This window comes from Isoptericola sp. AK164, assembly GCF_029643425.1.
GTDB lineage: Bacteria > Actinomycetota > Actinomycetes > Actinomycetales > Cellulomonadaceae > Isoptericola > Isoptericola haloaureus.
In genome coordinates, this window is sequence record NZ_CP119106.1 from 3,442,962 (window position 1) to 3,461,225 (window position 18,264).

Annotated in this window: 19 protein-coding genes; 9 read left to right on the forward strand and 10 right to left on the reverse strand. The window is 71.8% G+C overall.

Going from position 1 to position 18,264, the window contains the following annotated elements; genetic code table 11:
* Positions 1-1,209: an asparaginase gene (locus PO879_RS15705; RefSeq protein WP_278235791.1), complete on the forward strand. Its 1,209-nt coding sequence runs from the start codon at positions 1-3 to the stop codon at positions 1,207-1,209.
* Positions 1,210-1,404: 195 nt separating this feature from the next.
* On the opposite strand, the gene hxlA is transcribed toward PO879_RS15705, so the two are convergent.
* Both hxlA and hxlB read right to left on the reverse strand, forming a co-directional pair.
* Positions 1,405-2,028, reverse strand: coding sequence for a 3-hexulose-6-phosphate synthase (hxlA, locus tag PO879_RS15710; protein WP_278235792.1), 624 nt, complete (start codon positions 2,026-2,028; stop codon positions 1,405-1,407).
* 65 nt (positions 2,029-2,093) lie between these two features.
* Positions 2,094-2,690, reverse strand: a complete 597-nt coding sequence (hxlB, locus tag PO879_RS15715; RefSeq protein ID WP_278235793.1) for a 6-phospho-3-hexuloisomerase — start codon at positions 2,688-2,690, stop codon at positions 2,094-2,096.
* 94 nt (positions 2,691-2,784) lie between these two features.
* Here hxlB and PO879_RS15720 point away from each other — a divergent pair, with 94 nt between their 5' ends.
* Positions 2,785-3,618, forward strand: a complete 834-nt coding sequence (locus tag PO879_RS15720) for a LuxR C-terminal-related transcriptional regulator (protein ID WP_278235794.1) — start codon at positions 2,785-2,787, stop codon at positions 3,616-3,618.
* 121 nt (positions 3,619-3,739) lie between these two features.
* Entirely contained in the window at positions 3,740-3,961 is a 222-nt protein-coding gene (locus tag PO879_RS15725; RefSeq protein ID WP_278235795.1) for a hypothetical protein, read from the forward strand.
* On the opposite strand, the gene PO879_RS15730 is transcribed toward PO879_RS15725, so the two are convergent.
* Positions 3,936-7,190, reverse strand: a complete 3,255-nt coding sequence (locus PO879_RS15730) for a S8 family serine peptidase (protein ID WP_278235796.1) — start codon at positions 7,188-7,190, stop codon at positions 3,936-3,938. The two genes, PO879_RS15725 and PO879_RS15730, sit on opposite strands and share 26 nt — an antisense overlap.
* On the opposite strand from PO879_RS15730, the gene PO879_RS15735 reads away from it, so the two are divergent.
* Positions 7,177-7,683 carry a hypothetical protein gene (locus PO879_RS15735; protein ID WP_278235797.1) on the forward strand — a complete coding sequence of 169 codons (507 nt, stop codon included), beginning with the start codon at positions 7,177-7,179 and terminating at the stop codon, positions 7,681-7,683. The genes PO879_RS15730 and PO879_RS15735 overlap by 14 nt on opposite strands.
* A gap of 328 nt (positions 7,684-8,011) precedes the next feature.
* Positions 8,012-8,962 carry a sugar phosphate isomerase/epimerase gene (locus PO879_RS15740; RefSeq protein ID WP_278235798.1) on the forward strand — a complete coding sequence of 317 codons (951 nt, stop codon included), beginning with the start codon at positions 8,012-8,014 and terminating at the stop codon, positions 8,960-8,962.
* A gap of 91 nt (positions 8,963-9,053) precedes the next feature.
* Here PO879_RS15740 and PO879_RS15745 read toward each other — a convergent pair whose 3' ends face one another.
* From PO879_RS15745 to PO879_RS15755, 3 genes are all read right to left on the reverse strand, one after another.
* Entirely contained in the window at positions 9,054-10,076 is a 1,023-nt protein-coding gene (locus PO879_RS15745) for a zinc-dependent alcohol dehydrogenase family protein (protein ID WP_278235799.1), read from the reverse strand.
* Between the two features lie 64 nt (positions 10,077-10,140).
* A complete protein-coding gene (locus tag PO879_RS15750) occupies positions 10,141-10,467 on the reverse strand; it encodes a carboxymuconolactone decarboxylase family protein (protein ID WP_278235800.1) in 327 nt (108 codons plus the stop codon).
* 44 nt (positions 10,468-10,511) lie between these two features.
* Positions 10,512-10,883 (reverse strand): DUF2255 family protein, encoded by a 372-nt coding sequence (locus tag PO879_RS15755; RefSeq protein ID WP_278235801.1) that lies wholly within the window; start codon positions 10,881-10,883, stop codon positions 10,512-10,514.
* 116 nt (positions 10,884-10,999) lie between these two features.
* Between PO879_RS15755 and PO879_RS15760 the strand changes: the two genes are divergently transcribed.
* Entirely contained in the window at positions 11,000-11,923 is a 924-nt protein-coding gene (locus tag PO879_RS15760; protein ID WP_278235802.1) for a helix-turn-helix transcriptional regulator, read from the forward strand.
* Between the two features lie 23 nt (positions 11,924-11,946).
* Positions 11,947-12,360: a cupin domain-containing protein gene (locus PO879_RS15765; protein ID WP_278235803.1), complete on the forward strand. Its 414-nt coding sequence runs from the start codon at positions 11,947-11,949 to the stop codon at positions 12,358-12,360.
* A gap of 105 nt (positions 12,361-12,465) precedes the next feature.
* On the opposite strand, the gene PO879_RS15770 is transcribed toward PO879_RS15765, so the two are convergent.
* A complete protein-coding gene (locus PO879_RS15770; RefSeq protein ID WP_278235804.1) occupies positions 12,466-13,086 on the reverse strand; it encodes a superoxide dismutase in 621 nt (206 codons plus the stop codon).
* Between the two features lie 147 nt (positions 13,087-13,233).
* Between PO879_RS15770 and fdxA the strand changes: the two genes are divergently transcribed.
* A complete protein-coding gene (gene fdxA / locus PO879_RS15775) occupies positions 13,234-13,560 on the forward strand; it encodes a ferredoxin (RefSeq protein WP_278235805.1) in 327 nt (108 codons plus the stop codon).
* Positions 13,557-14,915, forward strand: a complete 1,359-nt coding sequence (locus PO879_RS15780) for an FAD-dependent oxidoreductase (RefSeq protein WP_278235806.1) — start codon at positions 13,557-13,559, stop codon at positions 14,913-14,915. Before fdxA ends, PO879_RS15780 begins: the two co-directional genes overlap by 4 nt.
* Positions 14,916-14,937: 22 nt before the next feature.
* On the opposite strand, the gene PO879_RS15785 is transcribed toward PO879_RS15780, so the two are convergent.
* From PO879_RS15785 to PO879_RS15795, 3 genes are read right to left on the reverse strand one after another with little or no spacing between them, the layout of a single operon-like run.
* A complete protein-coding gene (locus tag PO879_RS15785) occupies positions 14,938-16,332 on the reverse strand; it encodes a sugar ABC transporter substrate-binding protein (RefSeq protein ID WP_278235807.1) in 1,395 nt (464 codons plus the stop codon).
* A 7-nt stretch (positions 16,333-16,339) separates the two neighbouring features.
* Positions 16,340-17,293 carry a carbohydrate ABC transporter permease gene (locus PO879_RS15790; protein WP_278235808.1) on the reverse strand — a complete coding sequence of 318 codons (954 nt, stop codon included), beginning with the start codon at positions 17,291-17,293 and terminating at the stop codon, positions 16,340-16,342.
* An 11-nt stretch (positions 17,294-17,304) separates the two neighbouring features.
* A complete protein-coding gene (locus tag PO879_RS15795; RefSeq protein ID WP_278235809.1) occupies positions 17,305-18,246 on the reverse strand; it encodes a sugar ABC transporter permease in 942 nt (313 codons plus the stop codon).
* Between the last annotated feature and the right edge of the window lie 18 nt (positions 18,247-18,264).

Sequence of the window (18,264 nt, forward strand, 5' to 3'; positions counted from 1 at the left end):
ATGGCCACGTCACGTCGCACCCTCGCCTCTCGGATACCGCTGGGCGTCGGGGCTCTCGCCCTGGCCCTCGTCGCCAGCGGCTGCACGACGGACGACCCCGAGCAGGCCGCGGCCGCCGCCTCCCCGCTCCCCACGGCAGCCGAGTTCGACGAGTCCGCGAGCACGGACCTCCCCAACGTCGTCATCCTGGACGGCGGAGGCACCATCACGTCGACCGCGGAGGGTCCCGCGGACTATACGAACTACGGCGGCGACGGTGTCCCCGAAGGTATCGCCGGGATCCTCGAGCGGATCCAGCCGGACATCGCGGAGGTCGCCGACCTGTCGATCGTGGACGGCGCCATCCCGGGCAGCTCGGCACGGACTACCGTGCACGAACTGTTCGACATGTCGACTCAGCTCAACGAGATTCTCGGGGACGACGAGGTCGACGCCGTCGTGGTCAACACCGGGACCAACATCATGGCGGAGATCGCCTACTGGAGCGATCTCACGGTCCAGTCGCCGAAGCCGGTCGTCTTCACCGGATCGATGCGGCAGTCGAACACCTTCTCGTTCGACGGGGAGGCGAACCTCTTCAACGCCATCCGACTCGCGGCCAGTCAGCAGACGACCTGCTACGGCACGGTCATGCTGATGAACGACCAGTACTACGCGGCTCGGGAGGTCACCAAGACCGACGCCTGGCGGACGGACACGTTCAACGGGGGCCGCTACGGGGCGCTCGGCACGGTCGATGGCCAGAACTTCCGTCACATGCGTCAGCCCGCCCGGATCCAGGACTGCGGCACCGACTCCTGGCAGACCCCGTTCGACCTGTCGACGGTGGAGTTCGACGATGTCGCGACGGCTGAGGTCGTCTTCAGCCACGTCGAGGCCTCGGCGGTGCCCATCGAGGCCCTCGTCGACGACGGTGTGGACGGCATCGTGACCGCCGGCCACGGCGCGGGCGGCATCTCGACTGCGCAGAGCGAGGCACGGGATGCGGGGGTCGAGGAGGGCGTGGTGTTCGTGACCACCACCCGCACCGGCTCCGGCTCCATCTATGACGGGGGCACCCCGGGCATCGTCGGCGGCCTCGACCTGACGCCGCAGAAGGCCCGCGTGCTGCTGTCGCTGGCCCTGACCTTCACCGACGACCCCGAGCAGGTCCGGGAATGGTTCCAGACGATCGGCAGCGCCGAGTTCGACAGCGCGGCGCAGGACTGAACGCCGACGGCGGGGCCTGGTCACCTGCCGGGCCCCGCCGTGGTCTGCGGGACGCGTGGTCGGCTCGTCGCCGCCGAGATACCGCAAGGTCGCCGCGGTACCGGCTGGTCGACGCATCAGACGTCGACCGGCCGGTACCTCGGCGACCGACCGGTACCCCGCGGGGGCGCGGGGCACCGGGGTGCTACGAACGGGTCAGGCGATGGCGGCACGCAGCGCCGCGGCCGCGGCGGCGACGTCGTCGGCGCTGTAGATCGAGCTGCCCGCGACGGCGACCTGGGCACCGGAGTCCTGCACGGCCGCGATCGAGCTCTCCTTGACGCCACCGGCGACGGAGAAGGGCACCCCGGCCTCGCCACCGGCGCGCAGCAGGGTCTCCAGGGAGTAGCCCTCCTCGGCCTGCTCGTCCAGACCGGCGTGCATCTCGACGAAGGTCGCACCGAGGGCGACGACCTCGCGGGCGCGGGCCGGCTTGTCGGCGACGCCGATGAGATCGACGACGACGCCCTTGCCGTGGGTCTCGGCGGCCTGCACGGCACCGGCGATCGTGCTGTCACCGGCGGTGCCCAGCACGGTGACCAGGTCGGCGCCCGCCTTGAACGCGATCTCGGCCTCGAGCGCACCGGCGTCCATCGTCTTGAGGTCGGCGAACACGGTCTTGTCCGGGTGCGCGTCCTTGACGGCGGTGATGGCGGCGAGACCCTCGCTCTTGATGAGCGGGGTGCCCAGCTCGAGGATGTCGACGTGCGGCGCGGCGGCGGCCGCCCACTCCAGGGCCTGGGAGGTGGTCAGGGTGTCCATGGCGAACTGCAGCTTCATGGTCGTGCCTTTCGGTCGTGCGTCGGTGCGAGGTGGTGAGGTGGGAGGTCCGGGCCGCCGGCCGCTCACTCGAGGTTGGCGTGCCGCGGCCAGATGTCGGCCGCGGCGAGGCCGGAGCGCTGCCACAGGTCGTGGAACAGCGCGTCCCCGACCAGGGCCACGCCCTGCTCGAAGAGGCTCCCGGCGTACTGGGCCGAGGCCGTCCCGGAGTGGTCGGTCTTGGACGCGGCGCCGACGGTCAGGGTGACCGTGGCGAGGCGGCCGAGCGGGGACGAGGCGTTGTTGGTGATGGCGGCCACCCGGGCGCCGGCCCCGCAGGCCGACTCCGCGGCCCGCAGGACACCGGGTGTGCTGCCCGAGCCGCTCACGGACAGCAGCAGGTCGCCACGACCGATCGCCGGCGTCGTCGTCTCGCCCACGACGAAGGTGGGCTTGCCGAGGTGCATGAGGCGCATGGCCAGGCCGCGCACGGCGATGCCGGAGCGGCCGGCACCGTGCACGAAGACGCGATCCGCCGCGGAGACCGCCTCGGCCAGCTCCTGGAGCCGGTCGGACTGCTCCTGCCGGATGCGGGTGAGGAGCGACTCCACCTCGCCGAGGACGAGGTCGACGGCGGCGGCCGCCGTCGAACGGGTGTCGAGCATGGTTGCGGTGTCGGGCATGCCGCCATCGTGCGTCCGGGCGACGGGCTCTGACATCGCCCCGGGTGGGTGGCCGACCTACCCGTCCGGGCAGGTTCAGGGGTAGCGTGCCGGGGTGGACACCGCCCCGGCGCCGACCGACTCCCTGGTGCACGAGTACCGCCGCGCCCTGGCCGAGCAGTCCGACCGGCACGCCGTGCAGCTCGAGTCGATCCTCGCCGTGCTGCGTTCCCGTCGGCTCGACGACGCCACGGCCCGGGCGACCGCCGTCGACGTCGCCTCCGGAGCCCTGGTCACGTTGCGCTCCACCGCCGAGGCCCGGGTCGGCAACATGCTGGAACCCGTGGTCGGCGCGTTCGCGCTGCTGCGCGACGACCTGCGGCCGCTGATCCGGTTCGGTCAGCTCGACGTCGAGTTCGTCGAACCGCCGCCGACCGGGCGTGCGCTGCCGGAGGTCGTCGCGCACGAGGCCCGCGCCATCGTGCGCAACGCCGTCCTCGGCCTGTTGGACCGCGGGGACGCCCGGCGGGTGCGCATCCACTGGGACTGCGACGGGCGCAACCTGCTCATGGGGATCCGGGACGACGGCTCCGGCGACCGGGACGTCCACGACGACGGCCTGCGGCCCATCGCCGAGCGGGTGAGCGCCCTGCACGGCACGTTCCTCGTGGACGCGACCCGCGGGTGGGGGTCGAACCTGGCGATCACGCTGCCCCTGGACCCGCCCACGCCGGAGCTCGGCCTGGACGCCGACGTCGCCCTGACCCGCCGCGAGCGCGACGTGCTCGCGCTCGTCGCCGCCGGCCGCCGCAACGGCGAGATCGCCGAGCAGCTGTCCATCAGCGCGAACACCGTGAAGTTCCACGTCGCGAACCTGCTGCGCAAGGTGGGCGCGGCCAACCGGGCGGAGCTGGCGGCGCTGGCGGGCGGTGCGGCCGGGCGGTCCTGACGCACGCGGGGACGACGCGGCGTCACCGCGACGGAGTGACGGACGCCGGACCAGCCACGGCCGCGACGGACGCCGGCCGGCTCGACACGTCCTCGTCCAGGGCAAGGAGACGGTGGCGCCCGTGATCCGCACCGACGTGCAGCCCGCCTGGTGCGCCGCCGCGGAGCCGACCGGCTACCGCCCGCCGTGGGAGCACACGCTGGGCAACCCGTGGGGCCGGTTCCCGCAGGACCGACGGCGGACGGCCCGTGGCCCCCTCCCGTGCGGACGGGAGGGGGCCACGGGCTCCACGGCGGCCGGGCCGCCGCAGCTCGGGATCAGCGCAGGCCGTAGGCCCGGGTGATCTCCTGCTCCAGCACGTTGCCGGCCGTGTCGGTGACCTCGACCCGCACGGAGACGTACTCCGCCTCGGCCGGCAGCCGGTTGACGACGGCGCGCAGCCCGTCCTTGCCGTGCCGGCGCACCGGGACCTCGCGCCACGTCTCGCCGTCGTCGGTCGAGACCCAGAAGCGGGTCTCGGCGATCGGGGCAGCCGTGGTACCCGGCTGGTGGTCGACGGTGACATCGACGTGGTGGGCGGAGGCCTTCGCGCGGTTGAGCAGGTCCACGTCGGGCTGCAGGCGCGCCCGCAGCAGCGGCAGGACCTCGGTCTCGCCGTCCTGCGGCGTGCTCTGCACGGTCCAGGCCGTCGAGGTCTCGGTGGACATCGTCCACCAGTCGGCGTCCCTGGCCACGTCGAGCTCGATCCTCAGCTCGGACGGCTCGGTGCCCACGTCGAAGGTGCCGCGGGCCCGGCTGCTCTGCGCCGTCAGCTCACCGTCCGTGTACAGCCGGAACGACGAGGTGTCCGTGCGGTAGTAGACCTCGCCCCAGCGCGCGTCCGAGTCGGTCCACTCCGGCACGTAGAGGTTCAGCGCGTCCCCGGTGCGGGTGGCCGTGTCCGGCCCGTAGAGCGCGAACCCGGGGGCCATGACCTGCGTGAGGAAGTCCTCGTCGATGGTCGAGCCCGCCTCGTACGGGTGACGGGAGTCGGCGAGGTAGGCGCTGTACGGGCGCGTCGGCGTCGAGTTGATGTAGTAGTTGTGAGCCCACAGCGTGTCGCCAGCGGTCACCATCTCGGTGCGCACCAGGGGCGCCTCGAGCATGCGGAGCAGGCCGAACGCCGTGGACTCCCAGGGACGCCAGCGGTGACGCGTGTCGGCGATGCCGACACCCTCCACCTGTGCCCGGTACGTGGCCGTGACCGTCGCCGAGTTCTCCGGCGTGACGGCGTAGTCCAGCTCGGACGGGACACCGCCCGTCTCCGGGAACATCGTCTCGTAGAGGTAGGGGCTGGCCGCGATCGCCACCACGTCCAGGTCGACGCTGCCGTCGACCATGAGCGCCTTCGCGGCCTCGGCCTCCTCGAAGGTCGTCGTCAGGTGCGGGACCGCACCGGGGACGCCGTTGGTCATGACGAGCCCCGGCTGGTTGCCGGCGAGCACGATGGCCGCGGCCCCCGCCTCGCCGGCCGCCGCGATCTGCGCGCCGAACGAGTAGCCGTCCTGGGTGACCAGCGCGACCTTGCCCTCGACGTCGACCGCGGCGAAGTCCTCCGCGGTGCCGGAGCCGACGTCGACCAGCTCCGTCTCGAGGGCCCCGTCGAGACGCTCGCTGTACCGCGCGTAGTAGGCGGTGAGGTCGAGGCTGCCGCCGGCGGTCATCCGGATCTCCGGGGCCCGGAGCGTCTGTGCGTGGTAGAACTCGAACCCGCCGACCTCGACGTCCTCCGTCGGGGTGACCGAGAGCGACTCGACCGGGGCCGACATGCTCCAGGTGTGCGGGTACGGGCTGCCCTTGGCGTCCGTGCGCAGGTAGGAGACCTGCGTCCCGTGCACCTCGCTCTCCTGCGGGGTGTCCACGTCGACGGGAACGGCGGTGCGAGCGTCGAAGCTCACGTCGGTGTCCTCGGTGACCAGGACCTCGGGCGCCAGCGTCGCGGTCGCCTCGACGGCGTACCGGCCGGACTCGTCGTAGGAGTACGTGAGGCCCGAGACGCTGTAGTGGCCCACCGGGACACGGAACGTCGCCGTGCCGGCGGCGTCGTAGCGGACGGCGGGCTCGTAGAAGCGCGCCTGGTCGTCGACGTTGATGACGTCGATGCTGCTCAGGCCACCGGCCGGCCGGCCGTTGCGGTCGGTCGTGGAGACCACGAGGTCGTAGCGCTCGGCCTCCTTGGTGAAGGCCACCCCCGCACGGAGCTCCGTGCCGTCGGCATCCGTCGCCGTGAGGTGGCCCGCGTACACGCCAGGCTCGCCGAGCGTCGGGTCCACGGTCACGGAGAGCTGCGCGGTCCCGCCGGCCGGGACGGTCACGGCGTCGTCGTGCAAGGTGAGCATACCGGCCGCCGGGGCGTCGCCGTTCTCGTCGGTGACCTGGAGGTCCGCCGCGAGGGTCACGTCGGCGTCACCGACGTTCGTGTACGTGACCGAGCGGGTCACCGGAGCGGTGGCGTCCTGCGGATAGTCGAAGAATCCCAGGCTGAGCGAGCCGGTGTCCGCGAGGACCGTCGTCGACATCGCGTACGGCAGGTCGACGCGGCCGGTCCCCTGGTCGAACACCGTGCCTTCCGCGAGGTAGGCCGTCGAGGCCAGGAGGCCCTTGACGTCCTGTCCGGTGAGGTCCGGGCGCTGCTGGAGCAGCAGGGCCGCGGCGCCCGCGACGTGCGGCGTTGCCATGGACGTGCCGCTGAGAGCGGTGTAGTGGTCGTCGACGACGTAACCGCGGCTCGTGCCGGCGGCGCGGCCCGCGACGATGCCCACACCGGGCGCGGTCACGTCCGGCTTGAGGGCGTTGTCGCCCGCGCGCGGGCCACGGCTGGAGAAGCCCGCCACGACGTCGGCGTCGTTCACGGCGCCGACGGTGAGCGCCGAGCTCGCGGCGCCGGGCGCGGTGATCGTGTTGGAGCCGGAGCCGTCGTTGCCGGCCGCGACGACGAACAGGGTGTCGTGCTCGGCGCTCAGCTCGTCGACCGCTTGGCTGGCCGGGTCGGTGCCGTCGGTGTAGAGGCGGCGCGTGCCGATGCTCATGTTGACGACGTCGGCGTCGTTCGCGACGGCCCACTCCATGCCGGCGATGATGTCCGAGATGGTGCCGGAGTTGTAGTTGTTGATGACCTTGCCGCTGATGATCTCGGCGTCGTAGGCGACGCCACGGTACGTGCCGTCCGAGGCGGCGCCGGTGCCGGCGATCGTCGTCGCGACGTGGGTGCCGTGGCCGTGGCGGTCGGTCGCGGTGGGCGAGGTGCTGAAGTTCTTCTCCGCCACGACCTTGCCGGCCAGGTCGGGGTGGGTGCTGTCCACGCCCGAGTCGAGCACGGCGACCGTCATGCCCTCGCCGGTGTAGCCGGCCTCCCACAGCTCGGGGGCACCGATCTGCGGGGTGCTGACGTCGAGCAGACCTTCGACCTCGTGGTCGAGCCAGATCTTCTCGATGCCGCCGGTCCGGGCGCGGGAGCGCTCTGCGGCCGCGGCCTGCCGGTCCAGCGCCGCGAGGAGCGCCCTGGCGTCGTCCGTGTCGATGTCCGCGCTCACGGCACCGATCGACGCAAGCGTGCGCTCGACTTCGATGCCGGGGGAGGGTGCTGCGGCTGCGGGCGGTCGGGACGGTGTCGCCGTAGTCGACGATCACCGGGATGCCGTCGTTGCTCGTGTCGTCGTAGCCCGCGGCGACGAGCTCCTGGACGTCGAAGAGCGCCGGGTCGAGGAGGTCCGGGACGAGCGCGGCGACGTCCGACGGGACCACGTAGGTGTGGCCGTCGTACTCCTGCTTGCTGAAGGTCGGGACGACGCCGTCGGCACGCTCCGCCGGGTCGACGTCGGCGGCGATCGCGCCGTCCGGGTAGGTCGTCACGTGCACCCGGTCACCGGTGAGCAGCGTGACGACGGCGCTCTCCGTCCCGGGCTCGGGCGGCGCGGCGGTGGTCGACGGGTCGGCGTCGTCCGCCTGGGCGGACAGTGCGACCAGGGGGGCCAGCAGCGCCCCGGCGCACGCGCCCGCCAGATATCGCCTGAACTTGTTCACTGAGCAGCTCCTCGTGCCTCGTGGGCCAGAGATGACGTCGATGTGGTGACGTCATGACTTTCTTGCGGGGGATCACGAGGGATACTCCAGGAGCGACGGCGTCACGGGCAAGGAGATCCATGGCGGGGTCATGCCAGTGGCGCAAAGCCACCACGGCGGCCCCGGCCGCCACTTCTGATGGCTCGGACGCCGAAGAGGGGTATTGCCACGTCGGCTTCTGCTGTTATCTTTCATAAGTACGGGGCGGGCGCCGAACGGGAACCGCCGGCGCTCGCCCCGACTCCAGGTGTCCGACGGTGGACACCGCCCCCTTTCGAGAGGATTCCCGACGATGCGACGCTCTCTCCTGACCCGAGCCGCCACGACCGCAGCGGCCGCAGGACTCGCCCTCCCCCTCGTGGCGGCCGCGCCGGCCGTCGCCGACGCACCGCACGGCACGGCTGCCGGCGCCTCGGACCAGTGCTCCGGCCGCTCCGTGCCGGCCGGCAAGATCTCGTTCCAGCTCTACAGCTACAGCGGCTGGCAGCAGGAGATCGGGATCGACGCCGTCCTCGGCGAGCTCGCCGACATCGGCTACAAGAACGTGGAGCCGTTCGGCGGCAGCTACGAGGGCCGCACCGCCGAGGAGTTCCGCGCGCTGCTCAAGGAGCACGGTCTCAAGGCGCCGAGCTCCCACGGCAGCACCGACCCCGAGGCCTTCGAGGAGACCTTCGACTTCGCGAAGACCATCGGCCAGAAGTACACCGGCTCGGGCGGCTTCGCCGGACCCGGCGTCCCGTTCTTCGGCGGCAGCACGTCGTGGGAGAGCGCCATGGAGACCGCCGAGGCGATGAACGCCGCCGGCGAGGCCTCCGTCAAGGCCGGCACCGGCAAGCACTTCGGCCACAACCACTGGAACGAGTTCGCGCTCGACGTCACCGACCCGGCCACCGGCGAGACGATGAGCTGGTGGGAGGCCGTGGCCCAGAACACCGACCCGCGGTACGTCGCGTTCCAGGTGGACGTCTACTGGGCGACCGACGGCGGCGCCGACGTCGTCGAGCTGCTCGAGGAGTACGGCGACCGCATCGACCTGCTGCACATCAAGGACGGCGACCTGTCCGGTCCCACCCCGGCGTTCGGCACCCAGACCGTCGTCGGCGAGGGTGACATCGACTGGCCGTCGGTCCTGGAGGCGGCCCAGGGCAAGGTCAAGTACTACGTCATCGAGATGGACGGTGCACCGACCGACGCGAGCTTCGCGCGGGAGAGCTTCGAGTACCTGACCTGCGCGGACTTCTGACAGGTCCGGTCCCGGCACGACGACGGCGCGTGGCCTCTCCCGCTCGGGGAGAGGCCACGCGCCGTCGTCGTGCCCGTCGAGTCCGTCGCGCTCAGGGACGCAGCATGGCCTTGACGGCGCGGCGCTCGTCCATCGCCGCGAAACCCTCGGCCGCCTCCTCCAGCGGCAGGGTGAGGTCGAAGACCTTGCCCGGGTCGATCTCACGACGCCAGATGAGGTCGATGAGCTCGGGCAGGTACTGACGCACCGGGGCCGGTCCGCCGTGCAGGTGGACCGCGGAGAAGAACAGCAGCTCGCCGGGCAGCGAGACGTCGTGCGTGACGCCGACGAACCCGACGTGCCCGCCGGCCCGGGTCGACTGGATCGCCTGAAGCATCGACTCCTGGGTCCCGACGGCCTCGACCACGCTGTGCGCGCCCAGCCCGTCGGTCATCTCCTTGATCCTCGCCACGCCCTCGTCACCGCGCTCGGCGACGATGTCGGTCGCGCCGAACTCCCGGGCCAGCCGCTGCCGCGACTCGTGCCGGGACATGGCGATGATGCGCTCCGCCCCGAGCTGCTGGGCGGCGAGGACCGCGCTCAGCCCGACCGCGCCGTCACCGACCACCACGACGGTCTTGCCCGGTCCCGCCTCGGCCGCCACGGCCCCGAACCAGCCGGTCCCCAGCACGTCCGAGGCCGCCAGCAGCGACGGGACCAGGTCCTCGTCGGGCTGACCCGGCGTCGCCACCAGGGTGCCGTCGGCCTGCGGGACCCGCAGGTACTCGGCCTGGGCGCCGTTCATCCCCACGTACTCCGCGTGCACGCACCGGCTCTGGTAGCCGGCCTGGCAGATCGGGCAGGTGTTGTCCGAGGCCCAGAAGGACCCGACGACGAAGTCGCCGACCTCCACGTTCCTCACGTCGGCACCGATCTCCTCGACGACACCGACGTACTCGTGCCCCATGGGCATGGGGCCCGGAGCGGTCTCGATGCCACGGTACGGCCACATGTCCGACCCGCAGACGCAGGCGGCCGTGACCTTGATGATCGCGTCGGTCGGCGCCAGCAGCGTCGGCTTCTCCCGCTCCTCCACCCGGACGTCCCCGGGTCCGTGCAGTACTGCTCCACGCATGATCGAGCTCCTCGTTCGGACGATGGCCGCCGGGCGGCCGGGGGTCGGGTCCTCGGGACCCGGGTCAGGACTCCCCGCGGAAGACCTGCTTCGCGACGGCCATGGCGGCCATGGCCTGCGGCCAGCCGGCGTAGAACGCGAGGTGGGTGAGGGCCTCGACGACCTCCTCCTCGGAGTTGCCGTTCTCCTTGGCCAGCCAGATGTGGAAGGTGAGCTGCTCGGTGTTCCCGTTCGTGGCCAGCACGGAGACGGTCACCAGGCTGCGCTCCTTGGGCGACAGCCCGGGTCGCTTCCACACGTCTCCGAACAGCACGTCGTCGGTGTAGTGCACGAGGCCCGGGGCGAAGTCGCCGAACATGCGCTCGGCGCCGGAGGGTTCGCGGTCCGTCATGAGATCTCCTTCAGGTGCGTGGGTGGGGTTGCGTGAGCTGCGGTTCAGCGGGGCTCGAGCCGCAGGGTCGCGGCGACGGCCGGGGGCGCGATCATCGGTGCGACGTAGCTGCTGTACCGCCCGTACTTGGTGCGGTAGGCGTCGTCGATCGAGGCGTCGACGTCGTCGGTCGGCTCGGTGAGCGAGACCTCGCGCTCGACGCCGCCGGCGTCGATCCGGGCTCGACCGCTGCGCAGCGCCTGGCGGTACCAGCCGCCGTCGGGCCCGTGGTAGGACCGGACGTACAGCTCGTCGCCGACCCGCACCACCCAGATGGTGGTCGGACGGCGGAAGCTGCCGTCGGTCCGCGCGGGCGCGATGTGCAGCTCGCCGGCGTCGCCGACCGCGCTGAGCTCGTCGGGTGTCCAGGTGGTCATGGTGCTCCTCTCGACTGCCTCCAGGAAACGACGGATCCGTCGTTCCCGCGAGGCACTGACGAGAGGTGTACTGGCAGTACCTCGCGCGTCACCCCGACCGCTCGTACCGTCGAAGCATGGACAACCGCCAGGACGTACGTGAGTTCCTGACTTCGCGTCGCGCCAAGGTGACGCCTCAGGACGCCGGCCTCCCCCCGGGCAGCAACCGCCGCGTGCCCGGGCTGCGGCGCAGCGAGGTCGCGATGCTCGCCGACATGAGCGTCGAGTACTACGCGCGCCTCGAGCGCGGGAACCTCTCCGGCGTCTCGGACCCGGTGCTGGACTCCCTCGCTCGCGCCCTGCAGCTCGACGAGGCCGAGCGGTCGCACCTGTTCGACCTCGCCCGCACGGCGAACCGTGCCGTGCAGGTGCGGCCCCGTCGGCGCGGCACCCGGCGCTGGGTCGCCCGTCCCGCGCTGCAGCTCACCCTCGACGCCGTCACCGAGGGCCCGGCGTTCGTCCGCAACGGACGCATGGACATCCTCGCGGCCAACCGGCTCGGCTGGGCCTTCTACGCGGACGTGCTCGCGGCGGGTGACGAGACGCCGAACCTCGCGCGGTTCACGTTCCTGGACCCCGAGCGGTCCGAGAGCTTCTACCCGGACTGGGAGGCCGCGGCGGACGTCGTGGTGGCGATCCTGCGCACCGAGGCCGGCCGCGACCCGCACGACAAGGGGCTGCACGACCTCGTCGGCGAGCTGTCCACCCGGTCCCCCGCGTTCCGCACCCGCTGGGGCGCTCACGACGTGCGGCACCACGGCACCGGCAGCAAGGGGTTCCACCACGACGTCGTCGGCGACCTCGACCTCTACTTCGAGAGCATGGACCTGACCGCGGAGCCCGGGCTGTCGTTCCTCGTCTACACGGCGGAGGTCGGCAGCGCCTCCGAGGAACGCCTGCGGCTGCTGGCGAGCTGGGCCGCGTCGCACGACTGGCCCGGCCACCCCGCTCTCGTCCCGACCACCTCCACCCAGGACGCTCCGACCGACGAGCACGCCTGACCCACGACAGGAAGGACGACCCCATGAAGGTCCTCACCGCTGCCCCGACCACCAAGAACCCGCCGGAGCAGTTCACCGGCGACGTGTGGCTCGACCCCATCGCCTACCCGCAGGACGCCGGCCAGACCATGGTCGTCGCCAAGGTCAGGTTCGCCCCGGGAGCCCGCACGGCGTGGCACTCGCACGCTCGTGGCCAGACGCTGCACGTCACCAACGGGTTCGCGCTCGTCGGCACCCGCGACGGCACGGTCGTCAAGGCCGGGCAGGGCCAGACGATCTACTGCCCGCCGGACGAGGAGCACTGGCACGGCGCGACGCCGGACAGCTTCATGGAGCACCTCGCGATGCTCGAGAACACCGACGACCCCGCCACGTCCACCACCTGGCTGGAGCACGTCACCGACGAGGAGTACGCCCGGCCCGCCACCGCGGCCTGAATCACGGGCTGGTCCTTCGCACGCACGACGTCGAGCGTCCCTGTTCCTCAGGAATCACGAGCTGATTCCTGAGGAACAGAGACGCTCGACGTCGTGCGGGGTGCGTCAGGCGAGAAGGCCTGCGGTCTGGGTGCGGGCGCGCTCGAGGCGGGCGGCGACGTCCTGCCAGTTGGCGAGGTTCCAGAACGCCTTGACGTACTCGGCCTTGACGTTGAGGTAGTCCAGGTAGAAGGCGTGCTCCCACATGTCGAGCATGAGCAGCGGGGTGATGCCGACCGGGACGTTGGCCTGCTGGTCGAAGAGCTGGAAGATCAGCATCCGCTGGCCGATGGAGTCCCAGCCGAGCACGGCCCAGCCGGAGCCCTGGATGCCGGTGGCGGTGGCGGCGAAGTGCGCCTGGAACGCGGCGAAGGAGCCGAACTGGTCCTTGATGGCCTCGGCCAGCTCGCCGGTGGGCTCGCCGCCGCCCTCGGGGGACAGGTTGTTCCAGAAGATGGTGTGGTTGGTGTGCCCGCCGAGGTTGAACGCGAGGTTCTTCTCGTGCAGGTTGACCGCCGCGAGGTCGCCCGACTCGCGCGCCTCGGCCAGCTTGTCCAGCGCGGTGTTCGCGCCGGCGACGTAGGCGGCGTGGTGCTTGTCGTGGTGCAGCTCCATGATCTTGCCGCTGATGTGCGGCTCGAGGGCGCTGTAGTCGTAGGGCAGGTCAGGCAGCGTGTAGACGGTCATCGGGTGTCCTTCGGTGGTCGGAGGGATGATCCGTGACGAACCTAGGACCTCGACCCCGGTCGAGGTCAACGGAGACGAGGGTCACACCCGTCGGCCCGCCCGGGACCCTGGATCTCGAGCGCGCTCGAGGTCCTAGCGTCGCCGGGCATGACCTACGTGATCGCCGAGCCCTGCGTCGACGTCAAGGACAAGGGCTGCCTCGAGGAGTGCCCGGTCGACTGCATCTACGAAGGGCAGCGCTCGCTGTACATCCACCCGGACGAGTGCGTGGACTGCGGCGCCTGCGAGCCGGTGTGCCCGGTCGAGGCCATCTACTACGAGGACGACGTCCCCGAGGAGTGGAGCGACTACTACCGGGCGAACGTCGAGTTCTTCGACGACCTCGGCTCGCCCGGCGGTGCGGCACGGCTCGGCGTCGTGCCCCGCGACCACGCGGTCGTCACCGCGATCCCGCAGGGCGGGGGCGCGTCGTGACCGGGGGCGTGCGGCCGCTGAGCGTCGCCGTCGTCGGCGCCGGGCCGGCGGGCGTCTACGCGGCCGGGCTCCTCACCGAGCTCGCGCCGGGCACGCGGGTCGACGTCGTCGAGCGTCTCCCCACGCCGTACGGCCTGGTGCGCTACGGCGTCTCCCCGGACCACCCCAAGATCCGGCGGATCGTCGACTCGTTGCACGGCATGCTCGACCACCCCGACGTGCGGCTGCTGGCCAACGTCGAGGTCGGCACCGACATGACGATCGACGAGCTGCGGTCCGTCTACGACGCCGTCGTGGTGGCCACCGGGGCGCAGCGCGACGCCCGCCTCGACGTCCCGGGCGTCGACCTGCCCGGGTCGTTCGGCGCGGCCGACGTCGTCTCCTGGTACGACAGCCACCCCGAGGTCCCGCGCGAGTGGCCGCTGCACGCCGAGACCGTCGCCGTCGTCGGAGCCGGGAACGTCGCCCTCGACGTCACCCGGATGCTGATCCGCCACGCCCGGACGCTCGAGCGGACCGACCTGTCGGAGAACGTCCGCCGGGGCCTGGCCGCGAACGCGGTCCGCGACATCCACGTGTTCGCCCGACGGGGACCCGTCGACGTGCGCTTCTCCCCCGGCGAGCTGCGCGAGCTCGGCGAGCAGGAGGACGTCGACGTGGTCGTCGACCCGGCGCAGATCGTGCGCGACGAGCACACCGAGCGCATGGTGCGGCAGCTCGCCCCTAAGCGGCGAGTCGTGCGGACGTTCGAGCGGTGGGCGGCGGTGCCCGCCGCGGACCGTCGGGCCTCGCGCCGCGTCCACCTGCACTTCCACCGCGCTCCGGCGGCGATCCTCGGCACCGACCGTGTCGAGGGGCTGCGGACCGAGATCACGGCACCGGACGGGTTCGGGCACGCGGAGCCGACCGGTGAGCTCGAGGACCATCCCGTCCAGGCCGTCTACCGCGCCGTGGGCTACGTGGGCTCCCCGGTTCCGGGCGTGCCGTTCGACCCCGTCCGGCACGTCGTCCCGCACACGCGGGGGGCCGTGCTCGACGGCGACGGCGTCCCCGTGCCCGGCCTCTACGCGACCGGTTGGATCAAGCGGGGCCCGGTCGGGCTCATCGGCGCCACCCGGTCGGACGCCAAGGAGACCGTGGAGACGCTGCTCGCCGCCGACACCGGGCAGCGGCGCCCTGGGTCCGGGGCCGCGGACGCGATCCTGCGCGAGCGGGGCGTGCCGGTCGTGGACTGGGAGGGATGGCTGCGCATCGACGCGGCCGAGCAGCGGCTCGGTGCGGCGTCGGGCCGCGAGCGGACGAAGATCGTGGACCGGTCCGAGCTCGTCGCGCTCGGCGCCGGGGTGACGGTCTGAACCGGCACCCCGGCGCCGCCGGTCACTCGTCCGCCATCACCCGGTCCACCCGGGCGTCGGCGTCGGCGAGGATCGGACCCGGGTCGTCGGTCGAGGACATGACCTCGTCCATCGCGGGCTGCATGATCGACTGGACCTCCGACCAGCGGTCCGTGACCGGCGAGAGGGTGCCGGTCCCGTCCTCGACGTGGACGGCGAACGCGTCGGCCTCGATGCCGAGCTCGGAGAACGTGGCCACGGCCTTCTCCGAGGAGCTCGAGATGGCGGGGAACACCCGTCCCTCGGCCGCGACGACGTCCTGGCACGCGGGGCTCGCCAGGTACTCGACCCAGCGCCAGGCCTCGTCGGGGTGCTCGGTGCCGGCGTAGATCGCGTCCGACAGCCCGTTGAACACCGACGCGCGCTCACCGGTCGGCCCGACCGGGGTGGGCGCCACCCGGACGTCGACACCCTGGAGCTCCGCCATCGCCCGGGAGTTCCACGAGCCCTCGATCAGCGCGGCGTACCCGCCCGAACCGAGGGACTCGATCGTCCCGATGCCGGACGTCGCCACGGGCAAGGGCGGCATGTAGCCCTTCTCGATCAGGGAGCGCCACCACCCGATCGCCTCGGCCAGGGCCGGGTCGTCGTAGTCGAAGGACGTCGGCCACGGGTTGGTGTCGGCGTAGGTCCAGCCGTTGCTCAGCGCGTAGGGCGCCCACTGCACCTGGCCGAACCCGCCGCCGCTCTCGTTGTACCCGAGGCCGTAGACGTCCACGCGGCTCGGGTCGAACCCGGGCTCGTCGCCGCGGACCCCGTTCTCGTCCACGGTCATCCGGGCCAGGAACTCCTCGAACGTCCCGCCGTCGCGCGGGTTCCACTCGAGCTCCCACAGGTCCTCGGGCGCGTAGCCGGCCTCGGCCACCATGTCGGCGTTGTAGAACAGCCCCACGGTGTCCCAGTCCTTCGGCAGGCCGTAGAGCCCGCCGTCGGGTCCGCGCGACAGGTCGACGAGACCGTCCTGGTACTGGTCCAGGTCGATGTCGGAGGCCTCCACGCGATCGCTGATGTCGAGGATCTGGTCGAAGCTCGCGTACTTGCCGAACTGCTGGGCGTGGTCGACGAAGACGTCCGGGGCGCTCTCGGCCACCATGCGTGCCGTGAGCTGGGTCCAGTAGTCGTCCCAGCCGTACTGCTCGAGGTTCACGAGCACGTCCGGGTTCTCCGCCTCGAAGTCCTGGGCGCACTGCTGGTAGCCGGGCACCTGGTTGGCGTCCCACATCCAGTAGGTGAGCGTCACCTGGCCGTCCGGACCGCCGGTGCCCGACGGCGTCGCGCACCCGGCCAGGGCGAGGACTCCGGTCGCGACGAGGGCGGCGGGACGGCGGAGCCGGCGGGCGATCCCGGGCTGGGTCGGGGTCGTGTCACTGCGGTGCATGAGGTCCTCACTTGATCCCGGAGAAGCCGATGGAGCTGACGATGCGACGACCGAGCGCCACGAAGAGCAGGACGATCGGCAGCGCGGCGACCAGCGTCGCCGCCATCAGCCCCGACCAGTCCGGGCTGCCCTGCGGCGTCTGCGAGCGGAAGATGCCCAGCGCGACCGTCAGGACGCGCACGTCGTCGCTCTGGCCCACGAGCAGCGGCCAGAAGTACTCGTTCCAGGCCGTGATGTACGTCAGCACGGCGAGCGTGGTGATCGGAGCCGCCGTCATGGGCAGCACGATCCGTAGGAACACCCGGGCCCTGCCCGCGCCGTCGATGAGCGCCGCCTCCTCCACCTCGCGGGGTACCCCCAGGAAGAACTGGCGCAGGAAGAAGATCGCGAACGGCGTCATGAAGAACGTCGGCAGGATGAGACCGGGGAACGTGTTCAGCAGCCCGAGCTCCTTGACGAGCACGAAGTTCGGGATCGCGGTGAAGATGCCCGGCACCATGAGCGCCGACAGGAACAGCGCGAAGACGGCGTTGCGTCCGGGCCACCGCAGCCGCGCGAACGCGTACGCGGCCATGGCCGAGAAGAGCACCTGCCCGAGCGTGATCGACGCCGCGACGATCACCGAGTTGCGCAGGTAGAGCCAGAAGTTGATCCGGCCACCGGCACCGCCCTGGGCGAGCGACTCCTCGAGCGTCGTCAGCCCGAAGACGCGCCGGAAGGCGTCGAGGGTGAACTCGGCGGGCAGCAGGCTGTCGGCCTCCAGGGCGAGCGCCCGGTTGTCCGACAGCGCGGTGCGCAGCATCCAGTAGAACGGGAAGATCGTGATCAGCAGGATCACCACGAGGCAGATCCAGCCGCCGATGCGTCCCCAGGGGATCGGGCGGCGCGCCGGTCGTCGGGGCCCGGCCGGGGCCGTGGTCGGCCCGGCCGCGGTGGAGGGGGTGGTGGTCGTCGTCGACACGGGGGGGCCTCCTAGGAGTTGTCCGACTCGCCCGCCCGCAGCAGCCGGAGCTGCACGAGCGCGACGATCAGCAGGACGGCGAACAGGACGACGGACAGCGCGGACGCGTAGCCGAAGTCGAGCTGGGCGAACGCCAGGTCGTAGATGTAGAGGTAGATGACGCGCGTGGCGTCGACCGGGCCGCCGCCGGTGGTCACGGCCACGGTGTCGAAGATCTGGAACGACCCGGTGACGGTGACGACGAGCACCAGCGCGAGCACCGGCCGCAGCAGCGGCAGGGTGATCGACCGGAACTGGCGCCACGCCGAGGCCCCGTCCAGCGACGCCGCCTCGTAGACCTGCGGCGGGATGGTCTGCAGACCCGCGAAGACCAGCAGGGCCGTGTAGCCCATGTGCCGCCAGACGTTGATCAGCGCGATCGTCGGCAGCGCGAGAGCGGGGTCGCCGAAGAACGCCTGGGGGTCGATCCCGACCTTGCCCAGCAGGACGTTCACGATGCCGATCTGGTAGTCGAGCATGAAGAACCAGACGAGCGCGACGACGACGTTCGCCACGAAGTACGGCAGCAGCGCCGCACCCCGCACGAGGATCGAGCGGGTCATCCGCTGCAGCAGCACCGCGAGGCCGACGGCGACGACCGTCTGCACGACGATGTTGATGACGACGTAGTAGCCGGTCACGCCCATCGCGTTCCAGAAGAGCGGGTCGTCGACCAGGCGCCGGTAGTTGTCGAGACCGACGAACTGCGGTGGTGCCAGCACCGAGTAGTCCGTGAGGCTGAACCAGGCCCCGCGGACGGCGGGGACGAGGTAGAACACCACGAACCCGACCGTCGCCGGGATGAGGAAGACCATCGCCGCGCGCAGGTCCCCGCGCGGTCGGCCGGAGGGGCGCAGCCGTCGCGGTGCGCGGGCTCCGGGTGCCGGCGGGGCCGGCGGTGTCACGACTGCCATGTCGTCGCTCCTGTCGCT